The organism is Glutamicibacter halophytocola, assembly GCF_001302565.1.
Lineage (GTDB): Bacteria > Actinomycetota > Actinomycetes > Actinomycetales > Micrococcaceae > Glutamicibacter > Glutamicibacter halophytocola.
Genome location: NZ_CP012750.1, coordinates 2,131,261 through 2,157,648, shown reverse-complemented (window position 1 = coordinate 2,157,648; position 26,388 = coordinate 2,131,261). Strand labels below are relative to the sequence as shown.

General features: G+C 63.2%; 21 protein-coding genes. 8 read left to right on the top strand and 13 right to left on the bottom strand.

Translation table 11 applies throughout. The features are described from left to right. The first annotated feature begins 9 nt into the window (after positions 1-9). The 8 genes from rapZ to secG all read left to right on the top strand — a co-directional run bounded on the left by rapZ (position 10) and on the right by secG (position 7,160). Positions 10-903: an RNase adapter RapZ gene (gene rapZ, locus AOZ07_RS09910; RefSeq protein ID WP_060701851.1), complete on the top strand. Its 894-nt coding sequence runs from the start codon at positions 10-12 to the stop codon at positions 901-903. A 5-nt stretch (positions 904-908) separates the two neighbouring features. Then, positions 909-1,931, top strand: coding sequence for a gluconeogenesis factor YvcK family protein (locus tag AOZ07_RS09905; protein WP_060701850.1), 1,023 nt, complete (start codon positions 909-911; stop codon positions 1,929-1,931). A gap of 27 nt (positions 1,932-1,958) precedes the next feature. Next, positions 1,959-2,939, top strand: coding sequence for a DNA-binding protein WhiA (whiA, locus tag AOZ07_RS09900; RefSeq protein ID WP_060701849.1), 981 nt, complete (start codon positions 1,959-1,961; stop codon positions 2,937-2,939). A gap of 61 nt (positions 2,940-3,000) precedes the next feature. After that, complete coding sequence (locus AOZ07_RS09895; protein ID WP_060701848.1) at positions 3,001-3,630, top strand: superoxide dismutase; 630 nt, start codon at positions 3,001-3,003, stop codon at positions 3,628-3,630. 183 nt (positions 3,631-3,813) lie between these two features. Continuing rightward, positions 3,814-4,821 (top strand): type I glyceraldehyde-3-phosphate dehydrogenase, encoded by a 1,008-nt coding sequence (gene gap, locus AOZ07_RS09890; RefSeq protein ID WP_060701847.1) that lies wholly within the window; start codon positions 3,814-3,816, stop codon positions 4,819-4,821. A 16-nt stretch (positions 4,822-4,837) separates the two neighbouring features. Then, positions 4,838-6,067, top strand: a complete 1,230-nt coding sequence (locus AOZ07_RS09885; protein ID WP_060701846.1) for a phosphoglycerate kinase — start codon at positions 4,838-4,840, stop codon at positions 6,065-6,067. Positions 6,068-6,070: 3 nt separating this feature from the next. Beyond that, positions 6,071-6,886 carry a triose-phosphate isomerase gene (tpiA, locus tag AOZ07_RS09880; RefSeq protein WP_060701845.1) on the top strand — a complete coding sequence of 272 codons (816 nt, stop codon included), beginning with the start codon at positions 6,071-6,073 and terminating at the stop codon, positions 6,884-6,886. 22 nt (positions 6,887-6,908) lie between these two features. Next, positions 6,909-7,160, top strand: coding sequence for a preprotein translocase subunit SecG (gene secG / locus AOZ07_RS09875; RefSeq protein WP_013349244.1), 252 nt, complete (start codon positions 6,909-6,911; stop codon positions 7,158-7,160). Positions 7,161-7,235: 75 nt separating this feature from the next. Here the strand turns inward: secG and AOZ07_RS09870 are convergent, their stop codons facing one another. The 13 genes from AOZ07_RS09870 to tal form a co-directional block, all read right to left on the bottom strand. Next, a complete protein-coding gene (locus AOZ07_RS09870) occupies positions 7,236-7,931 on the bottom strand; it encodes a potassium channel family protein (RefSeq protein ID WP_060701844.1) in 696 nt (231 codons plus the stop codon). Beyond that, complete coding sequence (locus AOZ07_RS09865; RefSeq protein WP_060701843.1) at positions 7,924-9,291, bottom strand: TrkH family potassium uptake protein; 1,368 nt, start codon at positions 9,289-9,291, stop codon at positions 7,924-7,926. The genes AOZ07_RS09870 and AOZ07_RS09865 overlap by 8 nt, the downstream gene beginning before the upstream one ends. Positions 9,292-9,595: 304 nt before the next feature. Further along, positions 9,596-11,692, bottom strand: a complete 2,097-nt coding sequence (gene glgX, locus AOZ07_RS09860) for a glycogen debranching protein GlgX (RefSeq protein WP_060701842.1) — start codon at positions 11,690-11,692, stop codon at positions 9,596-9,598. Then, complete coding sequence (gene glgA / locus AOZ07_RS09855) at positions 11,692-13,137, bottom strand: glycogen synthase GlgA (protein WP_060701841.1); 1,446 nt, start codon at positions 13,135-13,137, stop codon at positions 11,692-11,694. Before glgA ends, glgX begins: the two co-directional genes overlap by 1 nt. A 7-nt stretch (positions 13,138-13,144) precedes the next feature. Continuing rightward, complete coding sequence (glgC, locus tag AOZ07_RS09850) at positions 13,145-14,479, bottom strand: glucose-1-phosphate adenylyltransferase (RefSeq protein WP_060701840.1); 1,335 nt, start codon at positions 14,477-14,479, stop codon at positions 13,145-13,147. Beyond that, the gene (gene glgB / locus AOZ07_RS09845) at positions 14,476-16,662 is read right to left on the bottom strand and encodes a 1,4-alpha-glucan branching protein GlgB (protein WP_060701839.1); all 2,187 of its coding nucleotides are present in this window, start codon (positions 16,660-16,662) and stop codon (positions 14,476-14,478) included. Before glgB ends, glgC begins: the two co-directional genes overlap by 4 nt. Positions 16,663-16,772: 110 nt before the next feature. Next, on the bottom strand, positions 16,773-19,211 hold the full coding sequence (locus tag AOZ07_RS09840) for a glycogen/starch/alpha-glucan phosphorylase (protein WP_060701838.1): 2,439 nt from the start codon (positions 19,209-19,211) through the stop codon (positions 16,773-16,775). 235 nt (positions 19,212-19,446) lie between these two features. Continuing rightward, complete coding sequence (locus tag AOZ07_RS09835) at positions 19,447-20,433, bottom strand: NAD(P)/FAD-dependent oxidoreductase (protein ID WP_060701837.1); 987 nt, start codon at positions 20,431-20,433, stop codon at positions 19,447-19,449. Between the two features lie 80 nt (positions 20,434-20,513). Next, positions 20,514-21,254: a 6-phosphogluconolactonase gene (pgl, locus tag AOZ07_RS09830; RefSeq protein WP_060701836.1), complete on the bottom strand. Its 741-nt coding sequence runs from the start codon at positions 21,252-21,254 to the stop codon at positions 20,514-20,516. Further along, positions 21,244-22,185, bottom strand: a complete 942-nt coding sequence (locus tag AOZ07_RS09825; protein WP_060701835.1) for a glucose-6-phosphate dehydrogenase assembly protein OpcA — start codon at positions 22,183-22,185, stop codon at positions 21,244-21,246. The genes pgl and AOZ07_RS09825 overlap by 11 nt, the downstream gene beginning before the upstream one ends. Continuing rightward, positions 22,182-23,702 carry a glucose-6-phosphate dehydrogenase gene (gene zwf, locus AOZ07_RS09820; protein ID WP_060701834.1) on the bottom strand — a complete coding sequence of 507 codons (1,521 nt, stop codon included), beginning with the start codon at positions 23,700-23,702 and terminating at the stop codon, positions 22,182-22,184. The genes AOZ07_RS09825 and zwf overlap by 4 nt, the downstream gene beginning before the upstream one ends. A 7-nt stretch (positions 23,703-23,709) precedes the next feature. Next, positions 23,710-25,284, bottom strand: a complete 1,575-nt coding sequence (locus AOZ07_RS09815; protein WP_060701833.1) for a hypothetical protein — start codon at positions 25,282-25,284, stop codon at positions 23,710-23,712. After that, a complete protein-coding gene (tal, locus tag AOZ07_RS09810; protein WP_060701832.1) occupies positions 25,285-26,388 on the bottom strand; it encodes a transaldolase in 1,104 nt (367 codons plus the stop codon).

Sequence of the window (26,388 nt, the reverse complement as noted above, 5' to 3'; positions counted from 1 at the left end):
CCTTGGAACATGAGCGCTGAGTATGAAGCTGTAAAACCGCCTGAGTCTGAACTAGTGATCGTAACTGGCATGTCAGGTGCCGGTCGTACCACGGTCGCCCATGCTCTGGAAGACCAGGGCTGGTATGTGGTGGAGAACCTGCCACCGGCCATGCTGGGACCATTAACCGAAATGATGAGCCGTTCCCAGGGCTCCATTCCCAAGATGGCCGTTGTCATGGACGTTCGCTCGAAGGAAATGTTCCCGGAGATCCGAGATGCCCTGGCGCACCTGACCTCCAGCGGCGTGAAATTCAGGCTGGTCTACCTCAATGCCAGCGACGACGTATTGATCCGCCGCTTCGAGCAGGGGCGCCGCCCGCATCCGCTGCAGGGTGACGGGCGCATCGTTGACGGGATTACCCGCGAACGCGGCATCACCGAACAACTTCGCGAAGCCGCCGAGATCATCTTGGACACCTCCTCGATGTCGGTTCACGACCTGGCGCGCTCGATCAACGAATTGTTCAGCGAATCCGGCCCAATCATTCTTCGCATCAACGTCATGAGCTTCGGCTTCAAATACGGCCTGCCGACCGATGCCAATTACGTGGCTGACGTCCGGTTCATCCCCAACCCGCACTGGGTTCCCGAGCTGCGTCCTCAAACCGGCAAGGACAAAGAAGTTTCGGAGTATGTGCTCAGCCAGGAAGGCACCCGGGATTTCATTGAGAACTATCTCAAGGCCTTGGAGCCTGTCTTCGAAGGCTACCGCCGGGAAAACAAGCACTACGCCACCATCGCGGTGGGCTGCACCGGTGGCAAGCACCGTTCAGTGGCAACAACCATCGAACTGGGACGGCGCCTTGCGCAGTTCCCGAATGTTCGCGTGAGCATCAGCCATCGCGACCTGGGACGCGAGTAGCTGCCATGGCCTTTGCGACAGGTCCAATTTCAATACAGGGACTATCCCGGGGCAATGACCAGCGCAACCCCTCGGTGGTGGCGCTCGGTGGAGGACATGGCCTCTATGCCTCGTTGTCCGCGCTGCGAAGGTTGACCACCGATCTGACCGCTGTTGTCACGGTCGCTGATGATGGCGGCAGCTCGGGCCGCTTGCGAGGGTCCTTCGACGTCTTGCCCCCAGGGGATTTGCGCATGGCATTAGCCGCGTTGTGCGACGACAACGATTGGGGCCGTACATGGCGCGACGTCATGCAGCATCGTTTCGAATCCGACGCGAACCAGGACGAGCCGCTGAACGGGCACGCCGTGGGCAATCTGCTGATCCTGGCCTTATGGGAGTTGCTGGACAACCCGGTGGCAGGACTGCGGTGGGCTGGCGCGCTGCTCGGCGCTCGCGGCCAGGTCCTGCCGATGAGCACTGTCCCGCTGTCCATTCATGGTGAAGTGCTCGAGTCCGACGAAAGCGATTCGCTGGTACGCCGGCGGATCGACGGCCAGGCAAAATTGGCGCGCGCTGGCTCCGGGGGACTGGTCACGAATGTTCATCTGGAGCCGTCGGATGCCCCTGCCTGTTCTGAAGCCTTGGAGTCCATCGAGCTTGCCGATTGGGTCATCCTTGGCCCGGGCTCTTGGTACACCTCGGTACTGCCCCATTTGCTCTTGCCCGACATGCGGCAGGCCATTGCATCGACAACAGCGAAGAAACTGCTGACCATGAACCTGTCGATGGAAACGGAAGAAACCACCGGCATGGATGCGGCCGCTCACTTGGAGGTGCTCGGCCGGTACGCACCGGATGTGACTTTTGACGCGATCATTGCCGATGAGTCCAAGATTCACAATCGCCAGAGATTTGAGCTGGCAGCGCAAAAACTCGGCGCACGGGTCTTTTTTAGTACAGTAGGAGTATCTGACGGTCGTGCAGTGCACGACCCGTTGCGACTAGCGGCGGCCTATCATGAGGTGTTTACCGCGATCGGATCTTAAGAAGATCCAAGTAAGGGAGTTTGATTCATGGCATTGACGGCTTCCGTCAAAGACGAGCTGTCGCGGGTTGAGATTCGCAAGCCATCGGTCCGCAAGGCCGAGGTTTCGACGATGCTCCGCTTCAGCGGGGGACTGCATATTGTCTCCGGGCGAATTGTCATTGAAGCTGAGGTGGATCTGGCTGCGACGGCCCGCCGCCTGAAGCTTGCCGTTGGCGAGTTGTATGGCCACGAAGCAGAGATCGTCATGGTCTCCGGCTCTGGCATCCGCAAGGGCAGCCGATACATTGTCCGCGTGGCCAAAGACGGTGAAGTTCTAGCCCGGCAGACGGGACTTCTCGACCAGCGCGGGCGGCCGGTGCGCGGACTGCCCTCGGTCATTGTCAATGGCTCAACAGCTGATGCCGAAGCCGTCTGGCGTGGCGCATTCTTGTCTCACGGTTCATTGACCGAGCCTGGCCGCAGCTCAGCGCTTGAAATTACCTGCCCCGGTCCAGAAGCAGCATTGGCTCTGGTGGGCGCAGCGCGTCGATTGGGCCTGACTGTCAAGGCTCGCGAGGTGCGCGGTGTTGACCGCGTAGTCATTCGCGACGGCGACGCAATCGCGCAACTATTGACCCGCATGGGTGCCCACGACGCTTTGATGGTCTGGGAAGAACGCCGCATGCGAAAAGAGGTACGCGCTACGGCCAACCGGTTGGCGAACTTTGATGATGCCAACTTGCGCCGCAGCGCGCAGGCAGCGGTGGCTGCCGGCGCTCGCGTTGAGCGTGCGCTTTCCATTCTGGGTGATGAAGTTCCCGAGCATTTGCGTTATGCCGGGCTGCTGCGCCTGGAGCACAAGCAGGCCTCGTTGGATGAGCTTGGCCGCATGGCCGAACCTCCGATGACCAAGGACGCCATCGCTGGCCGAATCCGCCGCCTCTTGGCCATGGCGGACAAAAAAGCCAGTGATCTGGGAATACCAGGTACGGAGTCCAGCGTTCCATTAGACGAACTGGAACACTAAAAATGTCCCCGTGGGAGACCTCCCGCGGAGATTCAACCAATTGAGAAGATTGAGGAGAATCATGGCTGTTTATTCACTGCCAGAACTGCAGTACGACTACGCCGCACTTGAGCCAAGCATCTCGGCTCGCATCATGGAATTGCACCACTCCAAGCACCACGCAGCCTACGTTGCAGGCGCAAACTCGGCACTGGAGCAGTTGGCTGACGCTCGCGAAAAGGGCGAGTTCGGCAACATTCCAAAGCTGTCCAAGGACCTGGCATTCCACCTCGGTGGCCACACCAACCACTCGATCTTCTGGAATAACCTGTCCCCAGAGGGCGGCGACAAGCCAGAGGGCGAGCTGGCTGCAGCCATCGACGATTTCTTCGGTTCCTTCGATGCTTTCCGCGGCCACTTCACCGCAGCAGCCATGAGCCTGCAGGGCTCGGGCTGGGCTGTCCTGGCATACGACGCACTCGGTGGCCAGCTGGTTATCGAGCAGCTCTACGATCAGCAGGGCAACATTCCAGTGGCAACCACCCCGCTGCTGATGCTGGACATGTGGGAGCACGCTTTCTACCTGGATTACGTCAATGTGAAGGCCGACTACGTCAAGGCCTTCTGGAATATCGTGAACTGGGCAGACGTCCAGGCTCGTTTTGAAGCTGCCCGCAATGGCGCAGCATCGCTGATCGTTCCAGGCAAATAATTAATCTGGTAAGTTAGCTCACATTCAGCGCAAAAATAGCGTAGAATGTTTCAAGTGTGTTGCGGGTCCCAGTGATCCACTGGGATCCGCAAAGCACGGCACAACGGAGTGTCCTCACAAAGAAGGCCACTTCCGTCTACGTGCGGACGTGGCGCAATCATCCCGTTTAGAGGAGATAGTCACGTGACAACCCGTGTTGGAATCAATGGTTTCGGTCGTATCGGACGCAACTTCCTGCGTGCAGTATTGGCCCATAAGGCAGACATCGAAATTGTCGCCGTCAACGACCTTGGTTCAATCGATTCGCTTGCTCACCTTGTGAAGTTTGACTCTGTACTCGGCCCAGTCGGCGAGGCAGTTTCCGTAGAAGGCGACACCATCGTCGTCGGAGAGCGCCGCATCAAGGTCCTTTCCGAGCGCGATCCAGCAAACCTCCCATGGGGAGAATTGAACGTCGACGTCGTCATCGAGTCGACCGGCTTCTTCACCAAGGCAGCAGATGCCAAGAAGCACATCGCCGCCGGTGCAAAGAAGGTCATCATCTCGGCTCCGGCCACCGATGAGGACATCACCATCGTGATGGGCGTGAACCAGGACAAGTACGATCCTGCAAACCACAACATCATCTCGAACGCTTCGTGCACCACCAACTGCTTGGCCCCACTGGCCAAGGTGCTGAACGACGAATTCGGCATTGTTGACGGCCTGATGACCACCATCCACGCATACACCGCTGACCAGCGCCTGCAGGATGCACCGCACAGCGACCCACGTCGTGCTCGTGCCGCCGCACTGAACCTGATCCCTACCTCGACCGGTGCCGCCAAGGCAATCGGCGTTGTACTGCCAGAGCTCAAGGGCAAGCTGCACGGCTACGCTATGCGCGTTCCAGTTCCAACCGGTTCGGCAACCGACCTGACCGTCAACCTGGCTCGCACCGCAACCGCTGAGGAAATCAACGCTGCATTCGAGAAGGCCGCTTCCGAAGGTCCATTGAAGGACGTTCTGGAGTACTCGACCGATCCACTGGTTTCCTCGGACATCGTCACCAACCCGAACTCGTCGATCTTCGACTCCGGCCTGACCACCGTCATGGGCAACAGCGTGAAGGTTGTTTCGTGGTACGACAACGAGTGGGGCTACTCCTCGCGACTTGTTGACCTCGTTGGATTCGTGGGATCAAGCCTCTAGTCGATAACCTAGAGATATGTCTTCTCACACTATTGACGAATTGATCGCTGACAACGGTGTCCGCGGACGGCACGTTCTGGTCCGAAGCGACCTGAACGTGCCGCTCGACGGTGCAACTGTGACCGATGACGGCCGCGTACGCGCATCTTTGCCGGTCATCACCAAGCTGGTTGAAGCAGGTGCCAAGGTCATCGTGATGGCGCACCTGGGCCGCCCCAAGGGGCAGGTTGATGCGAAGTACTCGATCGCACCTGCAGCACAGCGCCTGAACGAACTGGCTGACTTCGACGTAACGGTCGCCGAGGATGTTGTGGGCGAATCCGCTCGCAAGGCCGCGGCAGAACTTGCAGAAGGCTCCGTTCTTGTCCTTGAAAACGTCCGCTTTGACGCTCGCGAGACCTCCAAGGTCGATGCAGAGCGTGAAGAGTTCGCCAAGGAGCTTGCAGCTCTGACCGGCGAGAACGGCGCTTACGTGAACGACGCCTTTGGCGCTGTGCACCGCAAGCATGCATCCGTTTACGACATTGCCAGCCTGCTTCCCAGCTACCAGGGCGACCTGGTGGCTACCGAGGTCAAGGTCCTCAAGACCCTGACCGAAGCTCCAAAGCGCCCCTACGTGGTGGTGCTTGGCGGTTCGAAGGTATCGGACAAGCTTGCAGTGATCGACAACCTGCTGGGCAAGGCCGATCAGCTGCTGATCGGCGGCGGCATGGCATTCACCTTCCTGAAGGCACAGGGCTACGCCATTGGCGGCTCGCTGCTCGAAGAAGACCAGATTGCTGTGTGCCAGGAATACCTCAAGCGCGCCGAGCAGCTGGGCTGCGAGATCATCGTTCCTGTTGACGTTGTTGTCGCCGAGAAGTTCGGCGCCGACGCGGCACACGAGATCCTGCCTGCTGACAAGATCGAAGAGGCAAGCTTCGGCTCCACCGGATTGGGTCTGGACATCGGGCCAAAGTCGGCCGAGCAGTTCGCAAGCTACATCACCAGCGCCAACACCGTGTTCTGGAATGGCCCCATGGGCGTCTTCGAGATCCCGGCGTTCGCCGAAGGTACCCGCACCGTTGCACAGGGACTGGCAAACTCTGAAGCATTCAGCGTTGTCGGCGGTGGCGATTCCGCCGCGGCCGTCCGCGCATTGGGCTTCTCGGAGGAGGACTTCGGTCACATCTCCACCGGTGGCGGCGCTTCATTGGAGTACCTCGAAGGCAAGACCCTGCCGGGCGTTGCCGCATTGGAAGGCTAGAAAATGACCATTTCGCAGAACGGCGCCTACGTGCGCCAGCCGCTGATCGCTGGCAACTGGAAGATGAACATGGACCATGTCCAGGGCATCACCCTCGTCCAGAAGCTGGCGTGGACCCTCAAGGACCACGAGCACAACTACGATCGTGCTGAAGTGGCAGTATTCCCGCCATTCACGGACATTCGTGGCGTTCAGACCCTGGTCCTGGGCGACAAGCTGGAGGTTGTTTACGGCGCCCAGGATTTGTCGGCACAGGATTCGGGTGCCTACACCGGAGAAATCTCCGGCCAGTTCCTGAACAAGCTGGGTTGCTCCTACGTGCTGGTCGGCCACTCGGAACGCCGCGAGTACCACAACGAAACCAACGATGTGATTGCAGCCAAGCTGGCAGCCGCATACCGACACGAGCTGACTCCAATGCTTTGCGTTGGCGAAGGCCTGGAGGTTCGCAAGGCTGGCGAGCATGTTGCTTTCACCTTGAACCAGTTGGCTGAATCGCTGGAAGGCGTGAGCGCTGAGCAGGCAGAAAACCTGGTCATCGCCTACGAACCAGTGTGGGCTATCGGTACCGGTGAAGTTGCTGGTCCGGCCGACGCGCAGGAAATGTGCTCGGCGATTCGCGGTGCATTGGCTGAACGCTTCAGCGAAGCAATTGCCGAGAAGACCCAGGTGCTTTATGGCGGTAGTGTTAAGGCAGCAAACGCGGCAGCGATCATGCGCGAGCGTGACGTTGACGGCGTGTTGGTTGGCGGAGCCAGCCTCGACGCCGAGGAGTTTGCTAATATTGTCAGGTTCGAGCATCACCTCGTGACCGACTGAATCTAGCTAAGGAACCGTCGACTTGGATATCATCAAGATCATTTTGCAGGTACTGCTGGGCATTACCAGTGTCTTGCTCACCCTCCTGATCCTGCTTCATAAGGGTCGTGGTGGCGGTATGTCGGACATGTTCGGCGGCGGTATGACCAGCTCAATGGGCTCTTCAGGTGTTGCCGAGCGCAACCTGAATCGCATCACCATTATTCTCGGTCTTATCTGGGGCGCCGTGATTATCGGCCTGGCCCTGGTCCTGAGATTCAGCGCCGAAGGCTGATTCGCGGTCTTCAGCAGCAACAGCCAATGGGCGCCTTCCACTTGATGTGGAAGGCGCCCATTGCCATATCCCGGCTCAGGGCAGGCGGCCGAAGTTCTCGGTATCGGCAACGGAACCGAGCACCAGGATCCGGTCTCCGGTATGCAGCACAGTGTTGCCATCGGTATTGATCCATTCACCCGCGGCGTTGGTGGTGGCCGCGATGGTCACCCGGAACTTGTTGCGCACCCCGGCATCGCTGAGCTTGACGCCGTGCAGCTGCGCAGGCGTGGTCATCTTCACCATGGCGTACCCCGGATCAACCTCCAGATAATCCATCAGCGAGCCGCGAACCAGGTGGGCCACCCGCTTGCCCATGTCCTTTTCCGGATACACGATGTGGTGGATGCCCAGCTGCTCCAGGATCAACCCGTGCCGGTCATCCTGCGCCTTCGCCCAGATCTGCGGAATGCCCATGCTCACCAATAGCGAGCAGCACAGGATGGATGATTGCAGGTGGCTGCCCACGGCTACCACTACGCGGTCGAATTCCTGGATGGACAGCTGTTCCAGTGTCTCGCGATTGGATGCGTCGGCACGCACCACCTGGGTCAGCTCCCCGTTCAAGGCCTGGACATTCTGTTCCAGCGTATCGATGCCCAGCACGTTCGTGCCGGATTTCATCAGTTCCAAGGCCAGGGACTCGCCGAAGCGGCCCAAGCCGATCACCGCCACGGAATCGGCGTTGGCCAGTCCTCGGGTGTCATTGCGAAAATTCAGTAGCTTAGCCAATGGCTGGCCTTTCCTTGGGTAGTTCGAATAGGGCCTTGCGGTCGCGCAGGGCCAGAGCGGATCCGAGCGATAGGACGCCGACGCGGCCCAGGTACATCAGGGCGATAAGAATCCCCTTGGCGCCATCGGGCAGGTCTGGGGTGATGCCGGTGGACAGCCCCACCGTGGCGAAAGCGGAGGTGGCCTCGAAGAGGCAGCGATCCAGTGTGTACCCGGTGAGCAGCATCAACCCCATGGTTCCGGCGAAGACGGCTGCAACGCCCATCAGGGCCACGGTGATCGCCTGGCGGTGCACCGAACGAGACAGCCTCTTGCCCAGCACATTCACGGCCGTCTCGCCGCGCAGCTCGGTGATGATGATGAACAGCAGAACGGCCGCGGTGGTGATCTTGATGCCGCCGGCGGTGCCGGCCGGACCGCCTCCGATGAACATCAGGACATCCATTCCCAGCCACGAGGCAGGGTGCATGGCGCCGATGTCGATGGAGTTGAACCCGGCCGTACGGGTCTGCACGGATTGGAAGAAGCCAGCCAGGATCCGCTCCTGGGGGTCGAGCCGGCCGAGGGTCTCCTGGTTGTTCCATTCCATGGCCGTGATGAACACGGTGCCCAGGACCAGCAACAAGACGGTCATCAGCAGCACCAGCCTGGTGTTCATGCTCCACTTCAAGGAGTTGTTCCAATGGCGCCTGAGCTGGACGAGCACCGGGAATCCCAGCCCGCCGAGGATGATGGCCAAGCTGATCGGCAGGCACAGCCAGGGGTCCGCAACAAAATCCATCAGGTTATTCGAATACAGCGCGAAACCGGCGTTGTTGAACGAGGAGACCGCATGGAAGGCGCCGTGCCACAAGGCCTTGAGCGGGTCATAGCCGTATCCGGCCCAGAACCTCACCCCGAGGAGCACCGCCACGATCGACTCGATGATCAGGGATACCTTGATGATGACCATGGCGGCGGAACGGACATCTGAGCCGCTGACCGCGTTGCTTTCACGCTGGGTTGAGAGCCTGGTCAGGTACCCGATGCGCCCCATGACCAGCATGCTGAGCAAGGAGGCAACCAGCATCAAGCCGAGCCCGCCGACCTGAATCAGCAGCAGAATGACGCTCTGGCCGAAGGGAGTGAAGTCGGTAGCGGTGTCAAGCACGGTCAGGCCGGTGACGCAGACTGCCGAGGTGGCGGTGAAGACGCCATCGATCAGCGGAGTGAATTCGCCGTTGGTGCTGGACAGCGGCGAGGAAAGCAGCAGGCCGCCGACGAGAATTGCGGCAGCAAACATGAGTGCGACCATGCGCGCAGGCTTGGCCGAGGCGTTGTGGCCCAGCGGAGCCAGGAGCCGAAGTTTGGTGAAGGGCATTTACGTCGCAATGGTAGAAGCAGCGTCTCGCGAAACCGCGGGATGCGTAGTACGAATTGAAATACTACGCCCACGCAAGGGCCTGTCAATGGTGATGTCCCGCACATTTTGTCTTCGAACCCGCTCTTTTGCGGACGCAGCCTGCGCAACTGGCTAGAGCCCGCAAGCTGGGCCGGGGTGGCATGGCGTGCAGCTTCATGGATCTGGGCACGTCTTGAACGACGCGTATCCGGACCAGGCGGGAATGACCGGTGGCGTTGCGCCAGGGGGATATCCCGCTCGGATCCAATTCAAATCCTGTGCGCTACCCGCCGCAGCTGAGCACCACAACAGATTGGGCCTTGGCGGCATATCGTTCTGATACGGTGCCTGCTGGATGCCCAGGCAGGGCGCTATCCAATTCGAGCAGCCATGGGGCTGTACCGCCAGTGCCGGGCAATTGGAATTCGCAGTCCCCGCCGAGGTTGAAAATGATCATCACGCTACCGTCGAGGGCTTCACCGCGCGGGTCGTGGGCGCCGCCGCGCAGCTGGAGCGCCAGGGCTCGGGAGTCCGGGTCTTGCCAATGCTCGGCAGTGGGGGTGGACCCATCCGGGCACAGCCAACGCACATCGGGCAGTCCGTTGGCACGCACTTGTCCATGCAGGAAGCCGCGCTGGCGCAGCAGCGGGAGGCGGCGGCGCACATCAATGAGCCGCCGCACATAGTCCATCAGCTCGCGGTCCGGGGCCGACCAATCGAGCCAGCCCAATTCATTGTCCTGGGCGTAGGCGTTGTTGTTGCCGCGCTGGCTGTTGCCCAGTTCATCGCCGGCCAAAAGCATGGGCACGCCCTGGGCAAGGAGCAGGGTGGCGAGCATGCCGCGGACACGCAGGCCGCGGGCCTCAGTGATGGCTGGGTCGTTGGCGGGGCCTTCCACCCCGAAATTATCCGAGTAGTTCTCGTCGTGGCCGTCCCGGTTGTCCTCGCCATTGGCCTCGTTGTGCTTGTGCGAGTAGGAGACCATGTCGTGCAGGGTGAACCCGTCATGGGCGCTGATGAAGTTGATCCCTGCCGCGGTGCTGCGCCCGGAGTGGTCGAAGAGATTCGCGGATCCGAGCAGCAACGCGCCGAAATTGGCTTGACCCAGCACGTCGCCGCGCCAGGCCCGGCGCACCCCGTCGCGGAACTGGTCGTTCCACTGGGCAAAGGGGGCAGGAAAGTTCCCCAGCTGGTAGCCGCCCGGGCCCAGATCCCAGGGTTCGGCGATCAGCTTGAGCGTGGCGAGCACCGGATCCTGGGCGATGGCCTGCAGGAAGGCGCCTTGCGTGTCGAAGCCCTGCGGGCCGCGTGCGACCGCTGTCGCCAAATCAAAGCGGAAGCCATCCACGCCGAAAGTCTGTGCCCAATAGCGAAGGCTGTCCAGCACCATGCGCAGCACCATGGGGGAATGGACCGCAAGGGTATTGCCCGTACCGCTGTCGTTGGCATAGTGGCCTTTGTCCTCGAGCAGGCGGTAATACCCGGTGTTGTCCAGGCCGCGCAGGTTCAGGGTCGGCCCGTCGGCCCCGCCTTCGCCGCTATGGTTGTAGACCACGTCGAGGATGACCTCGATGCCGGCTTCATGGAGGACATGAACCAGTTGGCGAAGCTCGGCCACGGCATCGTGCTGGGCGTAGCGGGGCTCCGGGGCGAACCAGGCCACCGGCTGATAGCCCCAGTAGTTGTGCAGATCCTTCTTCGCAATATGCTCGTCGTCGAAGAAGGCCTGTACCGGCAGAAGCTCTACCGCGGTGACCCCGAGGCCGCGAAGGTGCTCGATGACCGCCGGATGGCCCATGCCGGCATAGGTTCCGCGCAGCTGGGCCGGGACCTCGGGATGCGCCGCCGAGATCCCTTTCAGATGGGTTTCGTAGATCACCAGATCGGGCAGGTCGTGGCCGGGGCGGTTGCTGGCTGGGTCTGGCCCTGCCGGCGGTCCGGCAACGATGCACTTGGGCACCACCGCGGCACTGTCGCGCGGATCCAACTGGGAGCCGGGGTCATCGTTGTCTGCGCGCTGGGTGCCGTTCATCAGCTCGTGATAGCGCACCGGGCGGCCCAGGGACCGGGCGTAGGGGTCGATAAGCAGCTTGTTGACGTTGAAGCACAGGCCATCGGCCGGGCGGAACTCGCCGTCGGCGCGCAGCCCGTAGCGGGCCCCAGCGCCCAGGCCGGCAAAATGGGCGTGCCAAATGCCGTCCTGGCGATAGGGGATGGCTAGGCGCTGTTCGGTTTGCTGGTCCCCTTCCGGGAACAGGCAAAAGTACAGGGCGCTGGCCGCGGGAGCATAGACGGCAACGTTCACCCCGGCAGAATCCACGGTGACACCCAGCGGCCAGGGACGGCCGGCGGAAGTCACCCCCGCCGGGGCTCCGGCCATCAGATGAGCTCCGTGAACAGCTGGGCATAGATGGCCGCCGACGTGCCCCAGTCCACCGGGGTATTCAGGGCCTGGGCGCGCAACCGCTCCCACGCTTCGCGATCCGCATACAGGTCCACCGAACGGCCGAGGGCAAATCCCAAGCCGCCCGCGTCAATGTCGCTGAAGGTGAAGCCCGTGGCAGATCCGTCGGCCAGATGCTCCGGCGTAGCGTCCACCACGGTGTCGCGCAGCCCGCCGGTGGCGGCCACCAGTGGGATGGCGCCGTAGCGCAGCCCGATGAGCTGGGTCAGCCCGCAGGGCTCGAACCGCGAGGGCACCAGCACCAAATCCGCGCCGGCATATAACCGGTGGCTCATTGGCTCGTCGTAGCCGATGTGCAAGCCCACCGATTGCGGATAGCGCGCCGCCAGCTCGCCCAGCGCGTACTCGTAGCCGGGGTCCCCGGAACCGAGCACCACCACGGCGCCACCGGATTCGATGAACGTCGGCAGCTTCTCCAGGAGCAGGTCCACGCCCTTTTGATGGGTGAGCCGGGTGACCACTACCGCCAGCGGGCCGGCAGGTTCCTCAAGGCCGAATTCCTCGATGAGCGCTTGCCGGTTTGCGGCCTTGGCGCCAGGATCTGCCGCGGAATAATTGGCTATCGCCGGATCCGTGGCAGGGTTCCAGACCTCGGTGTCGATGCCGTTGAGGATCCCGCTCAGTTCCCCGCGTTCGCCACGCATGGACACGACCCCCTGGAGCCCGAAGCCGAACTCCTCGCGGGTCAGCTCCTGGGCATAGCTCGGGCTCACGGTACTCACCTTCGAGGCATGGACGAGGCCCGCCTTCAGGGTGCTGACCAGCCCGTGGTACTCCAAGGCGTCCGGATGGAAATCCCATGTCGGAAGGTGCAAAGCATCCAGCTGGTCAGGTCCGAAGATTCCCTGGAAGGCGATATTGTGGATGGTCAGCAGACTGGGCGTCTGGGCGCCGGCGTACTTCAGGTACGAGGGCACCAGCCCGGCCTGCCAATCGTGGGCATGCACCACGTCCGGCCGCCAGCGGTCGGAGGTCCCTTCGATGGCCAGGCGGGCACCCACCCAGGACAGCGCCGCAAAACGCACGTGGTTGTCGTGGTGGTCGTGCCCATCGACCATATATGGTCCGCCGGGCCGGTCGTAGAGATGCGGGGCATCCAGCAGCAGGAGGTCCAGCCCCTCGTAGCGGCAGGAACGGACCGAGGCCGGGCCGCCGAAGAGGTTCTCCTCGCGCCAAATCCGCCGGGTGCGGCCCACCCGCTCGAGCAGGCCCGGATAGGCAGGCATCAGGATGCGGCTGCGCCATCCCAGCGGCTCCAGTGCCGCCGGCAGGGCGCCAACCACATCGGCCAGGCCGCCGGTTTTCACCAGCGGAGCGCATTCCGAGGCGACAGACAGCACGCGCAGTTGTCTTTTAGCCATCGGGTTCCTACTTCCCCTCCAGCGCATCGGCGCCCAAGTCCAGGCGGCCATCGAGCACTGCGGCCCGGCGGTCGAGCATGGGCTGCGTAATGAGCACCACGCCGGAATCCGTGCGGCGGAACCATTTCGAATCCTCGACCGGGTCCTGGCCGACGATCAGGCCCTCGGGAATGCGCACCCGGCTGTCGATCACGCACTTGGCCAGCTCGGCATTGCGCCCCACATCGACGTTCGGCAGCGACACGACCTGGTCCAGCTTCGAGAAGGAGTGGGCCCGGTTGCCGGTGAACAACAGCGACTTGTGGACTTCGGCACCGGAAAGGATGCAGTTGCCCGAGATCAGCGATTCGATCGCATGCCCGCGCCGGGCCTCGTCATCGTGGATGAATTTTGCCGGAGGCGTCAATTCCGCGTAGGTCCAGATGGGCCAGCTGTTGTCGTACAGGTCCAGCGAGGGGACGACCTCGGTGAGGTCAAGATTCGCCCGCCAGAAGGAATCGATGGTGCCCACATCGCGCCAGTACGGCTCGGTTTCCAGCCCGCTCATCACGCAGGAGTCGGTGAACTTGTGGGCGAAGGCGCGGCCGTTCTTCACGATGGCGGGGATGAGATCGTGGCCGAAGTCGTGGCTTGAGCTCGCGTCTTCGGCATCGTCCAGCAGCAACTCGCGCAGGAACTTCCAGTTGAATACGTAGATGCCCATGGAAGCCAGTGCCATCTCCGGATCGTCAGGCATCCCGGGAGGATCCGCCGGCTTTTCCAGGAAGTCAACGATGCGGCCGTTCCCGTTCACGTGCATGACGCCAAAGCCGGTGGCTTCGGCGCGCGGAACGGTCAGGCAGCCGATGGTCACATCAGCCTGCGTGTTCACATGCTGGCGCAGCATGATCTCGTAGTCCATCTTGTAGACGTGGTCCCCGGCCAGGATGATCACGTACTCGATGTCGTAGTCGTCGACGATATCGATATTCTGCGTGACAGCATCCGCGGTGCCCAGGTACCACTTGTTTTCCTGGACGCGCTGGCTGGCAGGAAGAATGTCGAGATACTCGTTGCGCTCGGCCCGGAAGAAGCCCCAGCCGCGCTGCATATGGCGGATCAGCGAGTGCGCCTTGTATTGGGTGGCGACGGCCATCTTGCGAACCCCGGAATTCAGGGCGTTGGAGAGCGGGAAATCGATAATGCGCGACTTGCCGCCGAAGTGGACCGCCGGTTTTGCGCGGCGGTCGGTGAGCTCTTCAAGCCGGCTGCCTCGGCCACCGGCCAGAACAAAGGCCATCGCCTGGCTGGAGAGGCGCGGCGGCGCCCCGATCAGGTGGCGGGTATCGGGAGCAGTATTCATGAGCGTTCCTCCACAAAATAGATTGCCGATAAAGGTGGGAGCGTAAGTAGTGCTGACTGTGCCTCGCCGCCAGCGGGGACAGCTTCGGTTTCGATGGCACCGCCGTGGCCGCGATTGGCCCCGTGGTAGCACTCGGAATCGGTGTTCAATGCCTCGATCCAGCGTCCAGCCACCGGGAACCCGATGCGGAATCCGGTGCGTTCAACCGGGGTCAGGTTCACGACGACAACCACATGGGGGTCGCCAGGCTCGCCGCGGCGCAGCCAGGCGAAGACCTGGTGCTCCACGTCGTCGACGAGCAGCCACTGGAATCCATCGGATTGGGTGTCGCGCCGGTGCAGGGCGGGCTGTTCGCGGTAGAGCCGGTTCAGATCGCGCACCAGTGCGAGCACCCCTGCATGGCCCGGATCATCGAGCACGCCCCAGTCGAGTTCGCCCTTGTAGTTCCATTCGCTGCGCTGCCCGAATTCTTGGCCCATGAACAGCAGCTTCTTGCCGGGGTAGCCCCACATGTAGCCGTAGAAGGCCTTGAGGTTGCCGAGCTTGTCGGCATGGCTGCCGGGCATCCGCGAGTACATCGACCCCTTGCCATGCACTACCTCGTCATGGCTGATCGGCAGCAGGAAGTTCTCGCTGAAGGCGTAGGTGATGCCGAAGGTCAGCTGGTTATGGTGTTGCTTGCGGTAGACCGGATCCTTGCCGAAGTACTCCAGCGAATCATTCATCCAGCCCAGGTTCCACTTGTAGCCAAAGCCCAGGCCCCCGGCATCCACCGGGCGGGTGACCCCGGGATAGGCGGTGGAGTCTTCGGCAATCATCGCGATGCCCGGATGCTGCCCGTAGCTGGCCACATTGGTCTGCTTGAGGAAGTCGAGCGCCTCGTAGTTCTCGTTGCCGCCGTCCTTGTTGGCGATCCACTGGCCCTCGGCACGCGAGTAGTCGCGGTTGATCATCGAGGCGACCGCGTCCACGCGCAACCCGTCGAGGTGGTATTCCCCGAGCCAGTACAGCGCGTTGGCCACCAGGAAGTTGCGCACCTCGGGCCGGCCGTAGTTGTAGATCAGCGTGTTCCAGTCCGGATGGAACCCCTCGCGCGGATCGAGGTGCTCGTACAGGGCGGTGCCGTCAAAACGGCCCAGGCCGTGCTGGTCGGTGGGGAAGTGCCCGGGCACCCAGTCGGCGATCACCCCGAGCCCGCGGGCGTGCGCGGCGTCGACAAAGGCGGCGAAGTCCTGCGGGGTACCGTAGCGGATGGTCGGGGCGAAGAGCCCAATGGGCTGGTAGCCCCAGGACCCGTCAAAGGGGTGCTCGCTGACCGGCATGACCTCGATATGGGTGAAACCCAGATCCGCGGCATAGTCCACGAGCTGCGAAGCCAGCTGCAGGTAGTTCAGCGATTCGTTGCCGCTGCGGCGCCAGGAGCCCAGATGCACCTCATAGATGCTGATCGGGGCGTCGACGGAGTTGATTTCCTCGCGCCGGGCCACCCACTGCTGGTCCTGCCACTGGTGGGCGCCCAGCTGCCGCACCACCGAACCGGTGGCTGGCGGGTGCTCGGAGCCGAAGCCGACGGGGTCGGCCTTCAACGGCATCAGCGTGCCGTCCGGGCCGAGGATCTCGTACTTGTAGACCACGCCTTCATCCAGCCCGGGCAGGAAGAGCTCCCAGACGCCGGTGGCGCCGCGCGAGCGCATCGGGTGCGCGGTGCCGTTCCAGGCGTTGAATTCTCCGACTACCGAGACCCTTTGGGCGTTGGGTGCCCAGAGCGCAAAGTGCACGCCGGCCACCTTTTCATGGGTGAGCAGGTGGGCGCCGAGTGCGTTCCACAGGCTCTGGTGCTCGCCCTCGCTGATGAGATGCTCATCGAGCTGGCCCATGACTGGGCCAAAGCGGTAGGGATCGTCGCGTTCTTCCAGCTGCCCCGAAGCCCAGCGGATGCGCAACCGGTAGTACGGCAAGGCCGGACCGGTGAACAGCGCCGGGTCGGTTGAATCCGCAAGAAGCTGTACCTCATCGGTGGCGTTGAACAGCCATAGCTGCTCGGCTCCCGGAAGGCGCACGACCACATTTTTGCCGTCGTCGGTGGGGCCGAGCGCAGCGAAGGGATCCGGGTGCCGCCCCTGGGCCAACAGGCGTGCCTGCTGGGCGTTGAGCACCGAAAGCGTCTTGTCCTCGTCTTTCATTGGGACTCCTTGCTGTTTCGAATGCTCTCATCCAAGCACAATCGGGGCACCCTGACCTTAAGATGACGCAGGTCAAAGCTGTATGACTTGCCGTGACCGAATGTGCCGGGCTAAAGAGCGGATTCCACGTTCCAAATTTGCGACATATACTCGCGAATTGAGCGATCGGAGCTGAAATAGCCCATGCGGGCGACGTTGAGGATGGCCATCCGCTGCCAGCGTGCAGGGTCGCGATAGCAGTCGGCCACTTCGCTTTGCGCACGGTCGTAGTCCTCGAAGTCCGAGGCCACCAGGAACCAGTCGCTGTTCCACATCGCATCAAGCAATCCATCGTAGCGATGGCGGTCATCGGGGCTGAATACGCCCTCCGCAATGGCTTGGAGCACATCGCGCAGGGTTTGGCTGGCTTCCAGCGCGGTGCGTGCGTGGCCGGGCTGGGCCCGGCGTTCGGCGACCTGTTCGGTCGTGAGCCCGAAGAGGAAGAAGTTCTCCGCCCCGACGTGCTCGCGGATTTCGACATTGGCCCCGTCCAGGGTGCCGATGGTCAGCGCGCCGTTGAGCGCGAACTTCATGTTGCCGGTGCCCGAAGCCTCCATTCCGGCCGTGGAAATCTGCTCGGAGAGATCCGCCGCGGGGATCAGCTTCTCTGCCATGGACACGCCGTAGTTCGGCGGGTAGGCCACACGCAGCAAATGACTGGTCTCCGGGTCGTTGTTGACCAGCTCGGCGACGTCGTTGATCAGCTGGATGATCAGCTTGGCCATATGGTAGCTCGGTGCGGCTTTGCCGCCGAAGATCTTGACCCGCGGAGCCCAGCCGGCCTGCGGATCGCGCTTGATCCGCTGCCAGTGCGCAATGGTCCACAGGATATTGAGCAGCTGGCGCTTGTATTCGTGCAGCCGCTTCACCTGGGCGTCGAATAGCGCGTCGGCAGGCAGCTCGATTCCATGCTCCTGGGCAAGCCAGCCGGTGAAATGCTCCTTGGCCTGGCGCTTGCTGCGTCCGAAGGCATCGCGGAAGGCCGGATCATCGGCAAAAGGCTCCAATTCGCGAAGCCGCTCCAGGTCGGTTTCCCAGCCTGCGCCGATGGTGTCGGTGATCAGCGATGCCAGCGACGGGTTGGCCAGCTTGAGCCAGCGGCGCGGGGTGATGCCGTTGGTGATGTTCACGATGCGCCCCGGATGGAGCTCGTTGTGCACCGGGAACAAGTCCTTGCTGACCAGCTCGGTATGCAGGGCCGAGACCCCGTTGACCTTGTGGCTGGTGGCGAAGGCCAGATCGCCCATGCTGACCTGGTCGTTGCTGACCAGGCGCACCGGATCGGGGGCAGAGCCCTGCAACTGGATGAACTGGGTGTCCAGGGTTTCGATGATCTGCAAGTGGCGCGGGAGGACCTTGCGCATCAAGCCCACGCTCCAGCGTTCCAGTGCCTCGGGCAGCAAGGTGTGGTTGGTGTAGCCCAGCACCCCGGTCACGGTCTGCACTGCCGTGTCGAAATTGACGCCGTGCTCGTCCACCAGCAGGCGGATCAGTTCGGGGCCGGCGATGGCCGGGTGGGTGTCGTTCATCTGGATGGCAACAAACTCGGGCAGCTTGAGCAGATCCTGATGGGCCGCGAGGTAGCGGCGCAGGATGTCCTGCACGGAAGCAGAGGTCAGGAAGTATTCCTGGGAGAGCCGCAGCTCCTTGCCGCCGTCGGTGGTGTCATTCGGGTAGAGCACCCGGCTCAGGCTGCGCGCCAGCGCCTCCGGCTCGGAGGCCGCGGCGAAGTCCCCGGCATTGAAGCGGTTCAGATCGAACAGGTCGGCGCTGGGCATGGCCGCCCAAAGCCGCAAGGTGTTGGCCCATTTCCCGCCGTAGCCGACAACTGGAGTGTCATGGGCAGAAGCGAGCACCTGGGAGCCCGGCGACCAGATCCAGGCGCCGTTGTGCTCGGCCAGCGCGCCGCCGAAGCCCACCGGGTAGGCGACCTCGGGGCGGGTGAAGTCCCAGGGGTTGTCTGTGGCCAGCCAGTTTTCCGGGGTTTCGATCTGCCGCCCATTTTCGAAGTGCTGGCGGAACAGCCCATGCTCGTAGCGCAGGCCGTACCCGTAGGCCGGGCATCCCATGGTGGCCATGGATTCCAGATAGCAGGCGGCCAAGCGGCCCAATCCGCCATTGCCCAAGGCCGCGTCAGGCTCGCCCTCGGCCACTTCGGCAAAGCTCAAGCCGAATTCGCCCAGCACTTGCACCACGACTTCGCGCAGTCCCAGATTGATGGCTTGGTCCTCCAGCAGCCGGCCGATCAGGAATTCCATCGACAGGTAGTAGACCCGCTTGCGTTCTTCGTCCCAGGTGCGCCGGGTGGCGTTGAACCACGGGTCGACCGCGTGGTCGCGCACCGCGTGGGACAAGGCGATCCGCCAGTCGAAGAGCGAAGCTTTCTGCGGGCTCTTGCCGACCGTGTACTGCAGATGGCGCAGCAGGGCTTGGCGAAACTGTGCAGGCGTTGGCGCAGGCTGCGCGGCTGCAGCATCGCGGAGTTCGAAGGCGTCGATGGGTTGCGACATGTGCTGCTCTCCTGGTCTTCGGACGGATATGGATTTCCACTGGTGGTGCGTGAAAGGTGACATTACTCTAAGGCAGGCTATCTGTCCTCGCCCATGACGTTGAAGCGTCATCGAGGATCCCATGCACGGCTGGTGCTGGTGTTTTGCCTCCTGGATGCACCGGGGAAGCCGGTGCGCTGAGCCGAACATATCCTGCGATGGAAAACGGGGTGTTGACAGGGCGTGAAGTCCGGGTTTACTGGTGCGTGGCTTGCGCCGGGGCATCGAGCAATTCCACCACGCGTTGCGCTGTGCCCCAGGAGAGGGTGACCCCGCCGCCACCGTGGCCATAGGCCGCGATCACCGTCATGTCCTGGCCGGAAACCCGTTCCAGGCGGATCGTTTCCCGCGCAGGGCGCAGTCCGACCTTGTGCTCCAGAACCTCGCAGCCGGCCAGTTGCGGAACCAGGCTGATGGCTCGGGCGAGCATCTCGGAAGCTGTTTGCGCATCAACTTCGAGGTTGGTGTCGTGAGCGGCATCGGTGCCGCCCACGATGATGTCATCGCGGCGCGGAATGATGTAGCAGACGCCCCCGGGGTGGTCGTCATCGCTGAGCCAGTTGCGCAGTCCCGCGGAATTGGCCAGCCGGATCACCTGGCCGCGAATCGGATACACGCTGTGGTCATCGCCCAGCAGTTCGGCTGAGCGCATCCCGCCGGCAAGCACCACCGCATCGGCGCCGGCCCGCAGATCGCCAATGGCATTCACGGTACGCTGCTCGAATTCCACGCCGTGGCGCTGGCACTGGTCCTGCAGCCAGGAAAGGTAGGTGGGCATCGTGATGACCGGGACCGTGCCGCTGGTGGCGCTGAGCGCGCCTTCGGGCAGCAAGGCGGCGTCGACCACCTCGGAGTCGGCCACATGCTTGGCCCAGGAGCGATCGGCGTCCGCGCGGCGTTCGATATCCATGCCGAAGCGCAGGTCGACGCCGGTCTCCGGAATCAGGGACAGGGCCTTGAAGCGGGCCAGGGTTCGCGCCAGCAGCACGTCGGCGGCGGGGGAGTTCTCCGAATGATAAGGGAACCAAATGGCAGCTGCGATGGCCGAGACGGTTTGCAGCGGTTCCTGGTCGCTGATCACGCGCACCTTGTGGCCGTGCGAGGCCAGCTCGTGTGCGGTGGACAGGCCGATGACTCCGGAGCCGATGACGGTGACGTTGAGCGGGGAGGGCAATTCTGGCATGAAGATCCTTGATGACGGTGTTTAGCGCAAAGGCCGGCCCCGGGAACCAGGGGTTCCGGGAGCCGGCCTTGCGGTGCTCGCTAGAGCAGTGTTGATGCGGCGCGATCCACGATCCAGCGGGTTGCTTCCGTGCCGTGCACGGCGCTGGCCGGGACGGCCGCCTCGTTGATTTCATGGGAGGCCGCGGCCAAGGCCGGAGCCTTGTCGGCGCCGGCAACCACCAGCCACACCTCGCGAGCGGTGTTGATGGTCCCCATGGTCAGGGTCACCCGATGCGGTGGCGGCTTGGGGGAGTCATGGACCGCGATGGCCCCGAGCTCATCCGAGCGCGTGTGGTTGGGGAACAGCGACGCCACATGCGAATCCGGCCCCATGCCCAGCATCAGCACGTCGAAGACGGGCGAGGCCGATCCTTCCGGCGCTTCTTGCGCCAGCAGCTGCGTGTAGGCGGCGGCGGCCTGCTCGGCGCTGTCGTACTGGTCGCTGGAGCCCATGGCGTGCACGGTGCCGCGGTCCAGGCCCAGCTCATCCAGTGCAGCAAAGAGCGGCTCGGCCTGCAGCACGTTGCGATCGGCGCTGCCGCTGTCGACAAAGCGCTCGTCACCCCACCAGAAGTGCACCTGGGACCAGTTCACCGAAGTCCTGGCCGGGTTCTGCGCGAGAGCCACGAGCGAAGCGATGCCCAGGGTGCCGCCGGTGACCACAACATGCGCGACTCCACGGGCGGCGATCGCGTCGGTGATCGAGGTGATCAGCCGGGCGGCGATGGCGTGCGCCGTGGAGGCGACATCTTCATGGATGGTGATTTGCCTAGCGATCACTGGGGACAACGCTCCTGAGGTTGGTGAGGTTCAGGCCCTTGGTGATGACTTCGCCGAAGACGTCGTCGGCATCCAGCCGGCGCATTTCCTCGGCGAGGCATTCGGCCACCGAACGCCGCGGCAGCGAGATCCGCTGCGGGGCAGAACCAGGCAGGTACAGGTGGGCCACCGCGCCGGAAGGGCGCGAGAGCTCCACGTCCCCGTCTTCGCGGGTCAGCCGCACGCTGGACAGGCCGCCGGTGGTCTTGTCCGCGGCAATGGTCACCGGAACATCCAGGCACATGGTCAGCCAGGCGGCCAGCAGCGTGGTGGACGGGGAATTCTCCGAGCCCTTCACGGTGATGCCGGTCAGGCCCTCGGTGCCCACCAGGTCGATGATGCTGGCCAGCTGGGCACGCCAGAAGGTCAGGCGGGTCCATGCCAGGTCGGTATCGCCGGCCTGGTAGGTCTCGATGCGGCCAAAGAGCGAGGCGGTAGGGTCCTCCATCTCGGCGGAGTCGGTGATCCGCCGGTGGGCGAGCTTGCCCAGGGCCGTGCCGTAGGGATCTTTCGGCACGCCATGCGGCCACCAGGCCACAATCGGGGCATCAGGCAGCAGCAGGGCCGAGATCAGCGCCTCGTCGGCCACCACATCCGGGCCGTAGGTGCGCATGACGATGACCTCGGAAGCGCCGGCGTCGCCGCCCACGCGGATCTGCACATCCAGGCGGTTCTTCTCGCTGGCATTGCCGCGCACTACCACGATGATGCGGCAGGGGTGCTCGCGGCTGGCCAGGTTGGCGGCCTCGATGGCGTTCTCCGCAAATCCCTCGCGGGTGATGACCACCAGGGTCAATACCCGGGAGAGGGCTACCACGCCGTGGGTGCGGCGCGAGGAGATCAGCTTCTTGGCCACCTTGGAGGTGGTGGTGTTGGGAAGATCGATCATCATGGGCGTCGCCACGTCCTTCCATCTTTGGCCATCAGCTCATCGCTGCTGGCTGGGCCCCAGGATCCCGGAGCATAGGGATCAGGCTGGGTTGGCTGCGCTGCCCAGTATTCCTCGAACGGATCCAGGATGCGCCAGGACTGCTCCACCTCTTCATGGCGCGGGAACAGCGGCGGCTCGCCGAGCAGCACGTCGAGGATCAAGCGCTCGTAGGCTTCCGGGGAGGATTCGGTGAAGGCGTTGCCGTAGCCGAAGTCCATGGTGACATCGCGGATCTCCATCTGGGTGCCGGGCACCTTGGAGGAGAAGCGGATGGTCGCGCCCTCATCGGGCTGCACCCGGATCACAAACGCGTTCTGGCCGAACTCGTCATCCTCGTGATCGGTGAACAGCAGGTTCGGAGCCTTCTTGAAGACCACCGCGATCTCGGTGACACGTCGTCCCAGGCGCTTTCCGGCGCGCAGGTAGAACGGCACGCCGTCCCAGCGGCGGGTGTTGATGTTCAAGCGCACCGCAGCGTAGGTTTCGGTCTTGGACTTCGGGTTGAAGCCTTCCTCGTCGAGGAAGCCGACGACTTCCTCGGCGCCCTGCCAGCCGGAGGTGTACTGGCCGCGCGCGCTGGCGGCACCCAGATCCTCTGGCAGCTGGACGGCGGTGAGCACCTTCTCCTTTTCGCTGCGCAGGTGATCGGCATTGAAGGAGATGGGCTCCTCCATGGCGGTCAGCGCCAGCAGCTGGAGCAGGTGGTTCTGGATGACGTCGCGGGCCGCGCCCACCCCGTCGTAGTAGCTGGCGCGTCCGCCGATGCCGATGTCCTCGGCCATGGTGATCTGCACGTGGTCCACGTACTTGTTGTTCCACAGCGGCTCGAACATCTGGTTGCCGAAGCGCAGGGCCAGCAGGTTCTGCACGGTTTCCTTGCCCAGATAGTGGTCGATGCGGAACACCTGGTCTGCAGGGAAGACGGATTCCACGATCTGGTTCAGCTCGCGGGCGCTTTGCAGGTTGTGGCCGAAGGGCTTTTCGATGACCACGCGTTCCCAGCCCGGGTTTGAATCGTTGGCCAGGTGGTGCTCGGAGAGCTTCTGGCAGACGATTTCGAACCAGCTGGGCGGGATCGAGAGGTAGAAGGCGTGGTTGCGACCGGTGGAACGGGACTCCGCCAGCTCGTCGAGGGTTTCGGCGAGCTTCTGGTAGGCGTCGTCATCGTCGAATGCGCCCGAAATGAAGCGCATGCCGGAAGCCAGCTGGGCGAACACCGTTTCATTGAACGGGGTTCGGGAACTGGCCAGGATCCATTCACGGGCCTGGTTCGCGAAGTCCTCGGCGCTCCAGTCGCGGCGGCCGAAGCCGACGATGGCAAAGTTTGGGGGGAGCAGCCCGCGGTTGGCCAGGTCATAGACCGCTGGCATCAATTTCTTGCGGGCAAGGTCGCCGGTGATTCCGAAGAACACCAGCGCGCCCGGACCGGCAATGCGGTTAAGCCGCCGGTCGCGGGCATCGCGTAGTGGATTACTCATTGGTGCCTTACTTCGCTGCCTCAAGCAGGGCAGCGATTCCGGCTGCGCGGTCCGTGAGGTTCACGCGCAGCACTGGGCGGTTGTGCTCGGCATCCGAAAGCACTGCACCATCGCCGATGGCCTGGGCAGTGATCAGGGAGCCGAAGGAGTACGGACGATCCGGGATGTCCAGGTCGTCCTGGTGATCGGCGGTAATCTGCAGGAACACGCCCTGGGCCGGGCCGCCCTTGTGGTACTGGCCGGTGGAGTGCAGGAAGCGCGGGCCCCAGCCGAAGGTGACCGGGCGTCCGGTCTTTTCGGCGAAGAGGTCGCGCAGGGCCTGCAGCTGGCTGTCGGAGGTGCGGTTCAGGTACGCCTGGATGGCCAGGTAGCCATCTTCCGGCAGCTGCGCGGTCAGCTCATCCAGGGCTGCATCCAGCGTGCTGGCGGTGGTGCCGAACAACTGCACCGATCCGTCAACTGCGTCTGGTTCGGCGGCCGCCGGGGCCTCCAGCATCGAGCGGGCTGCCACCTTTGCGGCCTCGACATCGGGCTGGTCGAAGGGGCTGATGCCCAGCAGGTAGCCGGCTACGGCGGTGGCGTACTCGAAGATCATGAACGCGGTGCCCAGCGGCGCGCTGAAATGCACCGCGGTTGCTTCCTCGTCGATCTCTTCGGGAAGTTCGTCGTAGACGAACAGCGGCACCACGTCGGCCGGCAGGTTCTTCAGCTCCGGTGCATCAACATGGGCGGCTACGGGCAGAACGCCCTTGCCGTCCTTGCCGGTGGACTCGGCGATGAGCTGCTCGGCCCAGTCGCCAAAGCCTGGCAGCGCGTCGCCAACACAGGCGATCAGCAGCTTGTCGCGGCCTGCGGTCGCCATGGCGGCACCCAGGTGCAATGCCAGGTTGTCCTCGTCGTCCGAGGCCAACACGTCATTGATCAGCCCGGATTCTTCCACCAGGGCTTCGATGTCCGCGCCGGCCAGGCCCGAAGGCACCAGGCCGAAGGCGGTCAGCGCCGAGTAGCGCCCGCCGACATGCGGGTCGGCGTTGAAGACCGCGCGAACACCCTCGGGGTTGTCCATTGGCGATCCCGGATCGGTCACCAGCACCAGGCGGGTGGCCGGGTCGATCCCGGCAGCCTGGAAGGCGGCGGTGAAGGCGCGGCGCTGCGAGTCGGTTTCCACGGTGGAACCGGACTTGGAGGAAACGACCACTACGGTGCGCTCCAAGTCGGTCTCGACGATCTGCTTGACCATCGATGGATCGGTGGTGTCGCAGATGACCAGATCCACTTCGTCGTGCGCGGCAATGACCTCGGGGGCCAGGGAGGATCCGCCCATGCCGCACAAGACAATGCGGGTCAGGTTCTCCTGCTGCAGTTCTTCGCGCAGTTCCAGAATGGCTGGAATCAGCTTGCCAGCAGCCTCGAAGGGGTTGACCCAGCCCAGGCGGATAGCGGATTCTGCCTCGGCCGCAGGTCCCCAGACGGTGGGGTCCTGGGCTGCGATGCGGCTGCCAACTTTTGCTTCAATGAGCTTTGGAAGCAGCGCATCCACCGAGGCCAGTGCCTCGCCTGAGGTCACCAAACCTAGTTCCATTTACTTGGCTCCCTTCAGTGCGACCGACATGTCTTCGAGCAGCTCGTTCCAAGCGACCTCGAACTTGTCAACGCCCTCGACCTCAAGCAGGTTGACGATCTCGTTGTAGTCGATGCCCTGGGCTGCGAGCTTGTCCAGCACGCGGTTGGCGGCATCGTAGCTGCCAGCGATTGCATTGCCGCGGATTTCCGCCTCGGCTGCGGTGGCATCCAGGGTCTTTTCCGGCATGGTGTTCACGGTCTGCGGTGCCACCAGCTCGGTGACGTACAGGGTGGATGGGTAGGCAGGATCCTTGACGCCGGTCGAAGCCCACAGCGGACGCTGCACGTTGGCGCCGGCGGCTGCCAATACCTCGAAGCGCGCCGAGGCGAAGGACTCCTCGAAGACCTGGTAGGCGAGGCGGGCGTTGGCCACGCCGGCCTGGCCACGCAATGCGGCGGCTTCCCCGGTGCCGATGGCAGCCAGTCGCTTGTCGATCTCGGTGTCCACGCGGGAGACGAAGAAGGAGGCGACCGAGTGGATCTTGGACAGGTCCAGCCCCTTGGCGTGGGCCTTCTCCAAGCCGATCAGGTAGGCGTTGATCACTTCGCGGTAGCGTTCCAGCGAGAAGATCAGGGTCACGTTGACGGAAATGCCTTCGGCAATGGTCTCGGTGATCGCTTCCAGGCCCTCAAGGGTGGCTGGGATCTTGATCAGCACGTTTTCGCGGTTCACGCGCTCGTACAGGGCCTTGGCCTGGGCGATGGTTGGCGCGGTTTCGTGGGCCAGGCGGGGATCAACCTCGATGGACACGCGGCCGTCGAAGCCCTTGGAGGACTCGTAGATGCCCTTGAACAGGTCGCAGGCTGCGGCCACGTCGTCGCTGGTGATTTCGGTGATCGCATCTTCAACGGACTTGTCGCGCTGTTCGGCGATCGCTTCGCCGTACACCTCGGCCTTGGAGAGCGATGCGGCGAAAATGGCAGGGTTGGTGGTCACGCCAACAACGTTCTTCTCTTCGATCAGCTTGGCCAGCGAGCCGCTGGTCAGCCGTTCGCGGGAGAGGTCATCGAGCCAGATTGAAACGCCGGCATCGGAGAGGGCCTGGGTATTTGGGTTGCTCAT